This is a genomic window from Agarivorans sp., from assembly GCF_050295395.1.
Taxonomy (GTDB): domain Bacteria; phylum Pseudomonadota; class Gammaproteobacteria; order Enterobacterales; family Celerinatantimonadaceae; genus Agarivorans.
Genome location: NZ_JBNKPP010000017.1, coordinates 1 through 12,054, shown reverse-complemented (window position 1 = coordinate 12,054; position 12,054 = coordinate 1). Strand labels below are relative to the sequence as shown.

General features: G+C 45.7%; 14 protein-coding genes. 10 read left to right on the top strand and 4 right to left on the bottom strand.

Annotated elements, in window-relative coordinates:
- Positions 1–8 precede the first annotated feature (8 nt).
- From scpB to rnm, 4 genes are read right to left on the bottom strand one after another with little or no spacing between them, the layout of a single operon-like run.
- Positions 9–560, bottom strand: a complete 552-nt coding sequence (scpB, locus tag ACQY6Q_RS00920; protein WP_427976779.1) for an SMC-Scp complex subunit ScpB — start codon at positions 558–560, stop codon at positions 9–11.
- Positions 557–1,372 carry a segregation and condensation protein A gene (locus tag ACQY6Q_RS00915; protein WP_427976777.1) on the bottom strand — a complete coding sequence of 272 codons (816 nt, stop codon included), beginning with the start codon at positions 1,370–1,372 and terminating at the stop codon, positions 557–559. Before ACQY6Q_RS00915 ends, scpB begins: the two co-directional genes overlap by 4 nt.
- A complete protein-coding gene (locus ACQY6Q_RS00910) occupies positions 1,372–1,992 on the bottom strand; it encodes an L-threonylcarbamoyladenylate synthase (RefSeq protein WP_427976774.1) in 621 nt (206 codons plus the stop codon). Before ACQY6Q_RS00910 ends, ACQY6Q_RS00915 begins: the two co-directional genes overlap by 1 nt.
- Positions 1,993–2,032: 40 nt before the next feature.
- Positions 2,033–2,857, bottom strand: coding sequence for an RNase RNM (gene rnm, locus ACQY6Q_RS00905; RefSeq protein ID WP_427976771.1), 825 nt, complete (start codon positions 2,855–2,857; stop codon positions 2,033–2,035).
- Positions 2,858–3,098: 241 nt separating this feature from the next.
- Between rnm and ACQY6Q_RS00900 the strand changes: the two genes are divergently transcribed.
- The 10 genes from ACQY6Q_RS00900 to galU form a co-directional block, all read left to right on the top strand.
- Entirely contained in the window at positions 3,099–4,682 is a 1,584-nt protein-coding gene (locus tag ACQY6Q_RS00900) for an anthranilate synthase component 1 (RefSeq protein ID WP_427976769.1), read from the top strand.
- Complete coding sequence (locus ACQY6Q_RS00895) at positions 4,672–5,268, top strand: aminodeoxychorismate/anthranilate synthase component II (RefSeq protein WP_427976767.1); 597 nt, start codon at positions 4,672–4,674, stop codon at positions 5,266–5,268. The genes ACQY6Q_RS00900 and ACQY6Q_RS00895 overlap by 11 nt, the downstream gene beginning before the upstream one ends.
- Positions 5,268–6,272 carry an anthranilate phosphoribosyltransferase gene (trpD, locus tag ACQY6Q_RS00890; RefSeq protein WP_427976765.1) on the top strand — a complete coding sequence of 335 codons (1,005 nt, stop codon included), beginning with the start codon at positions 5,268–5,270 and terminating at the stop codon, positions 6,270–6,272. Before ACQY6Q_RS00895 ends, trpD begins: the two co-directional genes overlap by 1 nt.
- On the top strand, positions 6,269–7,651 hold the full coding sequence (trpCF, locus tag ACQY6Q_RS00885; protein WP_427976763.1) for a bifunctional indole-3-glycerol-phosphate synthase TrpC/phosphoribosylanthranilate isomerase TrpF: 1,383 nt from the start codon (positions 6,269–6,271) through the stop codon (positions 7,649–7,651). The genes trpD and trpCF overlap by 4 nt, the downstream gene beginning before the upstream one ends.
- A gap of 50 nt (positions 7,652–7,701) precedes the next feature.
- Positions 7,702–8,892 (top strand): tryptophan synthase subunit beta, encoded by a 1,191-nt coding sequence (gene trpB / locus ACQY6Q_RS00880; protein WP_427976761.1) that lies wholly within the window; start codon positions 7,702–7,704, stop codon positions 8,890–8,892.
- Positions 8,892–9,698: a tryptophan synthase subunit alpha gene (trpA, locus tag ACQY6Q_RS00875; RefSeq protein ID WP_427976758.1), complete on the top strand. Its 807-nt coding sequence runs from the start codon at positions 8,892–8,894 to the stop codon at positions 9,696–9,698. Before trpB ends, trpA begins: the two co-directional genes overlap by 1 nt.
- Before the next feature lie 71 nt (positions 9,699–9,769).
- Positions 9,770–10,330: a septation protein A gene (locus ACQY6Q_RS00870; RefSeq protein ID WP_427976755.1), complete on the top strand. Its 561-nt coding sequence runs from the start codon at positions 9,770–9,772 to the stop codon at positions 10,328–10,330.
- A gap of 1 nt (position 10,331) precedes the next feature.
- Positions 10,332–10,631 (top strand): YciI family protein, encoded by a 300-nt coding sequence (locus ACQY6Q_RS00865; protein WP_427976753.1) that lies wholly within the window; start codon positions 10,332–10,334, stop codon positions 10,629–10,631.
- 122 nt (positions 10,632–10,753) lie between these two features.
- Complete coding sequence (locus ACQY6Q_RS00860; protein WP_427976750.1) at positions 10,754–11,035, top strand: ComEA family DNA-binding protein; 282 nt, start codon at positions 10,754–10,756, stop codon at positions 11,033–11,035.
- A 143-nt stretch (positions 11,036–11,178) separates the two neighbouring features.
- Positions 11,179–12,054: UTP--glucose-1-phosphate uridylyltransferase GalU (galU, locus tag ACQY6Q_RS00855; protein WP_427976747.1), on the top strand; the 876-nt coding region annotated here is incomplete at its 3' end.

Here is a 12,054-nt window from a genome sequence, read left to right as displayed (position 1 = left end):
AAAGTGCGCTAAGTCTGAAAGTCTTGCGGCAGTTTTTCAAGTAAAGGTTGGTCTAATTCAGGCAAATCGCCTAAATCTTTCAAACCAAAGTAATCTAAAAACTCAGAAGTAGTGGCAAACAAGGTCGGACGCCCTGGAATTTCCTTATGACCGACACTGCGGATCCAATTACGCTCTTTTAATACACTAATAATATGGCTACTTACCGCTACCCCGCGAATTGCCTCGATTTCGCCGCGAGTGATCGGTTGGCGATAAGCAATTAAGGTGAGAGTTTCTAACATCGCACGACTAAATTTAGGGGCCTTTTCAGCCCATAACAATGAAAGATAAGGCGCATACTCTTGGCGAGCTCTAAACTGGTAACCCGACGCGGTTTCGGCAAGCTCAATGGCTGAATCTTGATAACGCTGACTCAATTCATCCAAAATCATATTAACCTGAGTACGAGCCAAGCCCACTTCAGCCAATACCGTAGCCTGTAAGTCTTTAACGCTTAAGGGACGACCAGCCACAAACAAGGCCGCCTCTACCAATTTCACCAAATTTAGTTTACTCACTGAGTGGCCACCTCATTGGTCACTAAAATAACCTGAATGGCCATTAAAGGCTGACTTTGTACACACTTAATGTAGCCCTCTTTAATCAACTCCAAAATGGCCAAAAAGCTCACCACTAAACCCGCTCGCCCCTCACTCAAGCTAAACAACTGACTAAACTCAACAAAACGATGAGCTTGCAGTTTGGCCAAAATATCGCTCATGCGTTGTCGAGTAGACAATTTTTCTCGTTTGATTTCGTGATGTTCAAAGTTTTTAACCCGCTGGGCTATACCGCGTAAGGCCTCAACTAATTGCTCCATCGCCACTTCTGGATAAATCACATTCACCGGCATATCCACTGGTTTAGCCACCTCCACCATATGGATATCGCGCTGCTGACGCGGCAAATTGTCGACCTTCTCGCTGGCGTCTTTGTAAAGCTCGTACTCTTGCAAGCGCCGAATCAGCTCTGCTCGTGGGTCGGCTTCTTCTTGCTCAAATTCTGGCGTCGGCAATAAGGTGCGTGACTTTATCTCCGTCAGTAGCGCCGCCATCACTAAGTATTCTGCCGCCAGCTCCAACTTTAGCTGTTGCATCGCCTCAATATAATCCATGTATTGTTGAGTAATCGCCAATACAGGCAAATGTTCGATATCGAGTTTTTGCTTGCGGATCAAATAAAGCAATAAGTCCAGTGGCCCTTCAAACTGCTCAAGGATCACTTCCATGGCATCGGGCGGAATAAATAAGTCTTCAGGCAGCTCTAGCCAGGGCTCACCATTGACACTGGCAAGCGTTAACTGCTGGGTGGGAGATGCCTTATCTAACATTACTCAAAAGGACTCGTATCGCCAGCGCCATAACGTAGAATTTCGGGCTCATCTTCCGATAGGTCGATCACCGTTGTCGGCTGCTCCCCTAAAAATCCGCCATTAACAATCAAGTCTACTTGTTGCTCTAGCGCATCACGAATTTGCTCGGGATCAGATTCAGTAAAATCATTACCCGGCAAGATTAGACTCGATGACATCAAAGGCTCCCCCAACGCTTCTAGCATATCCAGCGCAATGCGATTATTCGGAATACGAATACCGATAGTTTTGCGCTTAGGGTTTAACAGCCGCCGAGGAACCTCTTTAGTGCCTCTGAAAATAAAAGTATACGGTCCGGGGGTGTTATTACGTAACAGACGAAACGCCTGGTTACCCACTCGGGCGTATTCAGACAGCTCCGATAAATCACGACACATTAAAGTGAAATGGTGATTTTTATCTAGTTGACGGATCCGGCAGATACGCTCTAATGCGGCTTTATCGCCGATATGGCAGCCAATGGCATAACCTGAATCGGTGGGATAAATCACCACCCCGCCCTGTTTAATTAGGGCAGCGGCTTGTTTCATTAGACGCTGCTGTGGATTATCTGGGTGTACATAGAAAAATTGGCTCATTACTATCCCTGCTCATACTCATGGCCCAAGGCCCTGCAGACTAATATGCTTGCCAGAGCTGCCATACTGGCTGGCACTTGTCTGGCAATTGTAACCCTCGGCCCAGCTCTCGCCAAGCAGAAGGATGATGAAAATCAGAGCCCTGTGAAGCACTTAGCTGATGTTGCTCGGCAAGGTCTGCTAACCACATTAATTGATCTTTAGACATTTGTGGCATCGCCACTTCAATGGCATCACCACCAAGCTCAGCAAACTCAGCCACTAACTTACGGATCCACTTATTCGATAAATCATAGTGAGTAGGATGAGCCAGAACTGCCACCCCCTTTGCCTGATGGATAAGGTCTATGGCCTCGCCAATGCTCATCCAATTATTGGGCACATAGCCGGTATTGCCGCGGCTTAAATACTTATCGAACACCTTGTTAAAACTACTCGCTAGGCCTCTGTCTATTAATACTTTTGCGAAATGAGAGCGGGTAATCGGCGCCGCCCCTGCCAGCTGTTTAGCCTGCTCATATACACCGCTAATTCCTGCCTTGGTTAAGCGCTGGCTCATTTCTTGGGCTCGTAACTCGCGTTTTTCTCGTTGCAAACTTAACTGCTGCTGTAAACTCTGATGCGTAATATCGAGGTTTAAACCGACAACATGAATATCAAAAGCATGCCAAGCACAGGAAATTTCTGTTCCGGGAATCACTTGTAGGTGTTTTGCGCAGGCTTGCGCTTGTTCAATACCCGCAGTGGTATCGTGATCGGTTATCGCCAACACATCGACTTGCATATTTTCTGCCCGCATAACAATCTCTTTGGGACTTAAACCACCATCAGATGCGGTAGTATGGCAATGCAAATCAAATCGCATTAAATTTCCTAATTTTTTTCTTGACTTAGTTATGTCATTTACAGTTAACTAAGTTTACCAAATTGATCAGGAATAAACATGACAACTTTTCTTCTAACCAACAAAACTTGGTGGTGGCGCACTCCGAAATAAGCGGGTGTGAGTTGTTGTATTTCCAAATCATTAAACAGAACAACAAAAAGCCCGCTAAACGCGGGCTTTTTTTTATTTGCGCTACGGCCTTAATTAGGAGTAACGAACAATGAGTAACCACCCTAGGGTGCACCTAAAAAACGATCTCATCGATGCCAGTTATGTCGATGACCCATTAAGCTTATATCAAGAGTTGTGTAAAGAGACTCAACACAACCTGTTATTAGAGTCTTGTGAAATAGACAGTAAAGAAAACTTACAAAGCTTAATCTTAGCCGATGCCGCAGTGAAGATAATCTGCCAAGGGCGCGAAGTTCAATTTAACGCCTTATCGACAAATGGTGAGGCGGTTATAGCCAGCGTAGCAGAGCATACCGACCACACCCTAATCACCAACCATAGTGCCAAGCAACTCGTTTTAAACTTCCCTCTCCCCACCGCCAACTTAGATGAAGATTCTCGATTAAAAGCTGCCTCTCCAGTTGATGCTCTGCGCATCATCGTTAAGCTTTACGGCGACTTGGCCTATCATGAAAAAGGGGTATTTTTAGGCGGGGTGTTCGCCTACGATTTCATCGCTAGCTTTGAGCAGTTGCAAGAGGTAGCCCAAAGCACTAATAGTTGCCCAGATTTCCAATTCTACTTAGCCGAAACATTACTATTAATAGACCATCAAGAACAAATCACCCACATTATCGGCTCGGTCTATGAACAACAAGAAACCACCCGGATTGCAGAGCGATTAGCTCATTTAGCTGAACTGTGCGAACACAAAAACCATCAACAAGCCCCCACTGAGATTAACGACTACCAAGGTAGAATTGAAGCAGACATAAGCGATAGAGATTACTGCAATAATGTGGAAATTATGAAGGATTACATTCGCCAAGGCGATATCTTTCAAGTCGTTCCGTCGCGCAGTTTTACCCTTTCTTGCCCTGATACACTGGCCGCTTATCGAGAGCTAAAACTCACTAATCCCAGCCCTTACATGTTCTACCTTAAAGACAGCGACTTTGTGATTTTTGGCGCATCACCCGAAAGCGCTATTAAGTACTCAGCAACCAGTCGTGATGTAGAAATTTACCCCATTGCTGGCACCCGTAAGCGAGGCTTTAATTCCGATGGTTCAATTAATAAAGACCTCGATGGACGCCTTGAGCTAGAGCTTCGTTTAGATAAAAAAGAAACTGCCGAACACATCATGCTAGTAGACTTGGCACGTAATGACGTAGCACGGATCAGCGAGCCAGGCTCCCGTCATGTAGCAGACCTACTAAAAGTGGACCGTTACAGCCATGTTATGCACCTTGTGTCGCGCGTTGTTGGTACCTTACGTAACGACCTAGACGCTCTGCACGCCTACCAAGCCTGTATGAATATGGGCACACTGGTTGGCGCACCTAAAATTCGAGCGTCTGAGTTAATTCGTCAAGTAGAACAAAAACGCCGTGGTAGTTATGGCGGTGCCGTAGGCTACTTGGCGGGCAATGGCGATATGGATACCTGTATTGTTATTCGCTCAGCCTTTGTTAAAGATCAGCTGGCCCATGTACAAGCCGGCGCTGGGGTGGTGTATGATTCGGTGCCACAAGCGGAGGCTGACGAAACTCGCAATAAAGCCGCCGCAGTATTAAACGCCATCGCCCGTGCTCACGGTTCAACTTTAAAGGATGTTAGTCATGACTCATAGTGTCTTTCTACTCGATAACTTTGACTCGTTCACTTACAACCTAGTGGACCAATTTCGTAGCCAAGGTCTAGATGTACGTATTTATCGCAACCATTTAAGCGCTCAAGAAATTAAACAACATATTGATGACAGCCCAACACCACCAGTATTGGTATTGTCACCTGGCCCAGGCAACCCACAACAAGCGGGCTGCATGTTAGAACTGATCGATTTGTGTAAAGGTGAAGTACCCATTATTGGTATTTGTCTAGGTCATCAAGCCTTAGTCGAAAGCTACGGTGGTGTGGTAGGCAAAGCCGATGAAATTGTCCACGGCAAATCCTCTGCTATTGAGCACGATAACCGCTTGATGTTTGAAGGCTTAAGTAACCCTTTGCCAGTGGCGCGCTACCACTCATTAGTGGCTACATCGACTCCAACAACCTTAACAGTAAACGCCCACTACCAAGCGATGCCGATGGCAATAATTAATGAACAAGATAAAGTGGTAGGCTTTCAATTCCACCCTGAATCCATTTTAACTAGCGAAGGGGCCACACTTCTCACCCGTAGCTTAGAATGGGCCATCCAAAAGGAGGACGCATAATGCAGGCTATTTTAGAACAGCTATTTCAAAGACAAGATCTTAGCATTGAACAAGCGCAACAGGTATTTAGCCAAGTGGTTCAAGGTGAGGTAGACCCAATTGTTTTGTCATCTTTACTGACAGCGTTAAAAATGAAAGGGGAGCAACCGCAAGAGATTGCCGGTGCCGCTAAAGCCCTATTAGCCAACGCAGCCCCCTTCCCTAGCCCAGATTATGAGTTTGCCGACATCGTGGGCACAGGTGGAGATGGCCACAATACCATTAACATTTCTACCACTGCTGCTTTTGTTGCAGCTAGCCTAGGGGTGAAAGTGGCGAAACACGGTAACCGCAGTGTTTCAAGTAAATCTGGCTCTTCTGATTTACTGGCCGCACTAGGCATTAATATTCAAATGAGCCCAAAAACAGCGCGTCGTTGTTTGGATGAGCTAGGCCTGTGTTTTTTATTCGCCCCGCAGTACCACGCAGGGATCCGTCACGCCATGCCGGTGCGCCAAACCTTAAAAACTCGCACCATTTTTAATGTACTGGGGCCGCTAATTAACCCTGCCCACCCCACCATGGAGATCATGGGTGTGTATGACCCAGCGCTGATTGCTCCCATTGCTAAAACCTTGCAACAACTTGGTATGAAAAAGGCCATGGTCATTCATGGCGCAGGCTTAGATGAAGTAGCCATACACGGTGAAACCCTAGTGGCCGAAGTCAATGGTGATAGCATCATCGAGTACCGCTTAAACCCAGCAGATTTTGGTGTGGAACACGCAGAGCTAGATGCGATTAAGGGCGGCACTCCAGAAGAAAACAAAGCCATCACCTTACAACTGCTACAAGGCCAAGCCAGCCCGGCTCAACAAGCCGCGGTTGCGGTTAATGTTGCTTTGTTACTAAAATTAGCTGGCAAAACCGATGACCTAGCAGAAGGAGTTAAGATGGCGCTAGCAGAGATGGCATCTGGTCGAGCACTCACCTTAGCAAACCAATTGGCGGAGATGAGCCAGTGAGCCAAGTAGAACCTAAACAAGCCACTATTTTAGATAAAATCGTTGCCGACAAAGAGATATGGTTAGCCGAGCAGATGCAAAGCCAGCCATTGGACAGCTTTATCGACCAAGTTGGGCCCACTGAGCGTAGTTTTTATCAAGCGCTGTCGGGTAAACCCGCCAAGTTTATTCTTGAATGTAAAAAAGCATCTCCATCAAAGGGGCTTATTCGTCCAGAGTTTGACCTAGACCTAATTGCTGGTGTTTATAAAAACTATGCTGCGGCTATTTCGGTACTTACCGATAACAAGTACTTCCAAGGTGAATTTGCTTACGTGACCCAAGTGCGTGAACAGGTTGAGCAACCGGTATTATGTAAAGATTTTTTCATCGATGAATACCAAATTTACCTTGCCCGCCATCATAAAGCGGATGCCATCTTGCTGATGTTATCGGTATTAGATGACAACGAATACCGCTTGCTAGCGGAAGTGGCTCACAAACTCAACATGGGCGTACTAACCGAGGTAAGCAATCAAGCTGAACTAGAGCGTGCTATTACTCTGAACGCTAAAGTCATCGGCATTAATAACCGTAACTTACGGGACCTGTCTATCAGCTTGGAAAGAACCCCCGAGCTGGCCAAACAAATTCCGGAAGACCGGATTATTATCTCCGAGTCAGGGATCTACCAACACCAGCAAGTACGGGAATTAGCCCAATACGCCAACGGCTTTTTAGTGGGCAGTTCACTAATGAGCCAAGATGATGTGGACATGGCTTGCCGTAAGCTCATCTTAGGCGAAAACAAAGTCTGTGGATTAACTCAAGAGCAAGATGTGCAAGCGACCTACCAAGCTGGAGCGGTATACGGCGGCTTAATTTTTGCCGAAAAATCACCGCGCTGTGTCAGCCTAGCCCAAGCAGAAAAACTGACTCAAGCGGCTCCCCTTAACTTTGTCGGGGTATTTGTGAATAGCTCGGTAGATGAGGTTGCCCAGATTGCCAACCAACTACAATTACATGCGGTTCAATTGCATGGCAATGAAGACGAGCAATACATCACTCAACTCAAAGCCAAATTAAATACCAGCCTTGTTTGGAAAGCCCTTGGCGTAACCGATTCTCTGCCACAAGCGCCAAGTAACGCCGATAAGATTTTATTTGATAGCAAGGTTGCCGGGCAAAGCGGCGGTACCGGACAAACCTTTAATTGGCAATTATTAGGTGAGCACAGTCAAGGTGCGATGCTGGCAGGCGGCATAGGCTTAGATAATATTCAAGACGCCTTAACTTATGCTGCAGCCGGATTAGATTTGAACTCAGGTGTAGAACAAACACCGGGGATAAAAGACCCAGCCAAAATAACAGCTGCGTTTCAACAAATTAGACAGTACTAGTCGTAACTAAACGAGTCGTACTTAAATTTTTTAACGAATAAGAGTCAACAATGAGTAAATTAAATTCCTATTTTGGAGAGTTCGGCGGGCAGTTTGTGCCACAGATCCTCGTCCCAGCTCTCGACCAACTTGAACAAGCTTTTATCGATGCTCAGCAAGATCCCGAGTTCTTGGATGAGTTCAATGGTCTACTAAGCGAATATGCCGGGCGTCCAACGCCTCTCACGTTGTGCCGTAATTTGACCGCCGGCACCAAGACGAAAATCTACTTAAAACGAGAAGACTTACTTCATGGTGGAGCCCATAAAACCAACCAAGTATTAGGTCAAGCTCTGCTAGCTAAACGCATGGGCAAAAAAGAAATTATCGCCGAAACCGGCGCGGGTCAACATGGCGTAGCCACCGCCTTAGCCTGTGCCTTATTAGGCCTTAAGTGTCGTGTATACATGGGTGCCATCGATTGTGAGCGACAAAAACCCAACGTATTTCGTATGCGCTTAATGGGTGCAGAAGTGATTCCAGTGCATAGCGGTTCCTCCACCTTAAAAGATGCCTGTAATGAAGCCTTGCGCGACTGGGCTGCCAGCTACGACACCGCTCACTATTTACTAGGGACAGCGGCCGGCCCTCATCCTTTCCCGACCATCGTTCGTGAATTTCAGAAAATGATCGGTGAAGAAGCTAAACAGCAAATCTTAAAAGCGGAAGGTCGTCTACCCGACGCCGTCATCGCTTGTGTGGGTGGTGGCTCTAACGCTATTGGCATGTTTGCCGACTTCATTGATGAAGAAGGGGTTCAATTAATAGGTGTAGAACCAGCAGGAAAGGGTATCGATACCGATCAGCACGGTGCACCTTTAAAGCATGGCCGTAAGGGTATGTTTTTTGGTATGCACTCTTTATTAATGCAAGACAAAAATGGCCAGATTGAAGAGTCATACTCAATTTCTGCAGGCTTAGATTTCCCATCAGTTGGCCCGCAACATGCCTACTTAAATTCCATTGGTCGTGCAAGTTATGAATCGGCAACCGATGAAGAAGCCTTGGCAGCCTTCCAAACTTTGGCCAAAAGCGAAGGTATTATTCCAGCTTTAGAATCTGCCCACGCTTTAGCCTATGCGCTAAAACTTGCTCAGCAAAATAAAGATAAAGAGCAAATTTTGCTAGTAAATCTATCAGGCCGTGGCGACAAAGACATCTTCACCGTTGCCGATATTTTTGAACAAAGAGGAAGCCTATAATGACTCAACGCTACGCTAAATTATTTGAACGCTTGGCCGCTGATAACCAAGGTGCCTTTGTTCCTTTTGTTACTTTAGGTGACCCTAACTTTGAACAGTCCTTGGCGATTATCGATGCATTAGTTGAAGGTGGAGCCGATGCCCTTGAGCTTGGCATTCCATTCTCTGATCCCGTTGCCGATGGTCCAACTATTCAAGGTGCCAATGTAAGAGCATTAGCCGCAGGGGTTACACCCCCACGCTGTTTGGAAATGCTCAGCACTATCCGTAGCAAACACCCAGAAGTGCCTATCGGATTGCTACTTTACGCCAACCTTGTTTATTCTACCGGCATCGATGCCTTCTATCAGAAACTGGCAGCCGCTGGAGTCGATTCGGTATTAGTAGCCGATGTACCTGTTCATGAATCAGCCCCATTTAGAGAAGCGGCAAACAAACATGGTCTACAAAGTATTTTCATCGCCCCACCGAACGCCGATGAAGCCACTCTAGCTAAAGTCGCAGAATATGGTCAAGGCTACACCTACCTAGTAAGCCGTGCAGGTGTCACCGGCACAGAAACCAAAGCAGGTGCTCCGGTGGGTAAATTACTCGACAAACTTAAACAGTACAACGCCCCACCCGCTTTACTCGGCTTTGGTATTGCTAACCCAGAGCAAGTTAAAGAAACCATAATTGCAGGTGCTGCGGGCGCTATTTCCGGTTCAGCCGTAGTTAAGTTGATTGAGCAACACTTAGACCAGCCTGAGGCGATGTTAGCTGCGTTGCGTGACTTTACCCGTACAATGAAAGCCGCTACCGTTTAGCTTAAGAACTTGCTACTATCAAAAGCCGCCTGTTTAGCGGCTTTTTTATTTGACGCGCTTACTGAGGAACTATGAAACAATTTTTCGAGTTTATCCCATTAATCATCTTTTTCGCTGTCTATAAGATGCAAGACATTTATGCTGCCACCTTAGCATTGATCGTCTCTACCGCCCTACTACTGGCTATCTCTTATGTAAAAAACAAAAAAGTAGAAAAGATGCACCTGATCTCTTTTGTACTTATTTTGGTTTTTGGCGGCCTAACGCTGATCTTACGCGATGACCATTTCATTAAATGGAAGCCCACTGTTATCAACTGGTTATTCGGCCTTGTATTATTAGTCAGTCAATTTGCCTTTAACAGCCCACTGATAAAAAAAATGTTAGGCAAAGAAATGACCTTGCCTGATCAAGTCTGGTCAAAAGTAAACGTAGCTTGGGCATTGTTCTTTATTCTATGCGGGTGTTTAAACCTCTATATTGCATTTAGTTTCTCTGAGGCCTTTTGGGTAAACTTTAAAGTGTTCGGCTTACTGGGGCTCACTATAGTATTTACTGTAGCTACGGTGTTATACCTCTATAAACATCTCCCTAAAGAACAACAATCATTATCACAAAAAAAGGACAATTAGCATGTGGTATGTCATTTTCTCCGAGGATGTGGCTGATAGCTTAGAAAAACGCAAACAAGCACGGCCTGCCCATCTAGAACGACTTCACGCTTTACTTAATGAAGGCCGTTTATTAGTTGCCGGCCCAATGCCTGCGATTGATGCGGAAGATCCCGCTGACGCAGGTTTTTCGGGCTCAACTGTGATTGCCGAGTTTAATAGCTTAGAAGAAGCCCAGAGTTGGGCCGATGCCGACCCTTACGTGACCGCAGGTGTATATGCCAAGGTGATCGTTAAGCCTTTTAAAAAAGTATTGCCTTAATAATTAGGGCGAAAGCTTCGCCCTTTCCTCACAACTAGTTAAATTTACCCCAAATGAGTTATTTATTATTATAAAAACTCACCTACCTTTAATATGAATTTTATCAAAAAAGGAAGTGAGTTATGAAATGGTCTAAATACCTACTTTTAGTACTGTTCAGCCTACTAAGTTATCAGCCCGCCTACGCCGCTGAAACAGGGCAAATGCTTAATTTAAATACCGCGACAGCTGAGCAACTGGACAGCCTAAAAGGCGTCGGAACATCTAAATCACTGGCAATAGTCCAATATCGGAATGAGCACGGTGATTTTAAAAATGTTGAGCAGATAGTATTGGTTCCAGGTATTGGTGAAAAAATCTACCTCGACAATAAAGACAAGTTATTTGTAGAGCCTAGTCAGTAAACTCAATTAACTAAATTAACATCCTTTTTTAAAAAGGATGTTAATCCCTCATACTCGTCACTAATATCAACCTTCTCAATTTAAAATGTCATGTTCCCGTGTTAAAGTTGCCAACAAATAACACTTAGTTTCAAGAGAATGAAATGAGCCCTAAAGTACGCAAAGCGGTATTACCAGTAGCAGGACTAGGAACCAGAATGCTCCCCGCAACAAAAGCAATTCCTAAAGAAATGCTTCCCATTGTAGATAAACCTTTGATTCAATATGTAGTGCAAGAAGCCATTGCAGCGGGCATTAAAGAGATCATTCTAGTTACCCATTCAAGTAAGAACTCCATCGAAAACCACTTTGATACCAGCTTTGAATTAGAGGCAACACTCGAGAAACGGGTGAAACGCCAATTACTGAACGAAGTTCGCTCCATCTGCCCTAAAGACGTCACCATTATGCATGTTCGTCAAGGGGTAGCCAAAGGGCTAGGCCACGCCATTCTCTGTGCTCGACCGCTTATCGGCGACGAACCATTTGCGGTATTACTGCCCGATGTAGTGCTTGATGATGCTAGCGCAGATCTGAGCGAGGACAACCTAGCCGACATGGTGGAAAAATTCAACCAAAGTGGCGCCAGCCAAGTGATGGTTGAGGCCGTAGCTAAACAAGACGTCAGTAAATTTGGCATTGTTGACATCAATGGTAGCCAGCTATCACCAGGCCAGTCAGCCGACATGATAGGCACCGTAGAAAAGCCAAGTGTAGAAGAAGCACCTTCAAACCTTGCCGTGGTTGGCCGTTACGTACTGTCCGCCCAAATATGGCAAGAGTTAGCTCGTACCCCCCCCGGGGCTGGTGACGAAATCCAATTAACCGATGCGATCGCCAGTTTGATGCAAAAAGAAACTACTCAAGCCTATTATATGGTTGGTAAAAGTCATGATTGTGGTAGCAAATTCGGCTATATGAAAGCCAATGTGGAGTTTGGCCTTCGTCATCCAGAAATTAAAGACAGATTCGTCAAATAC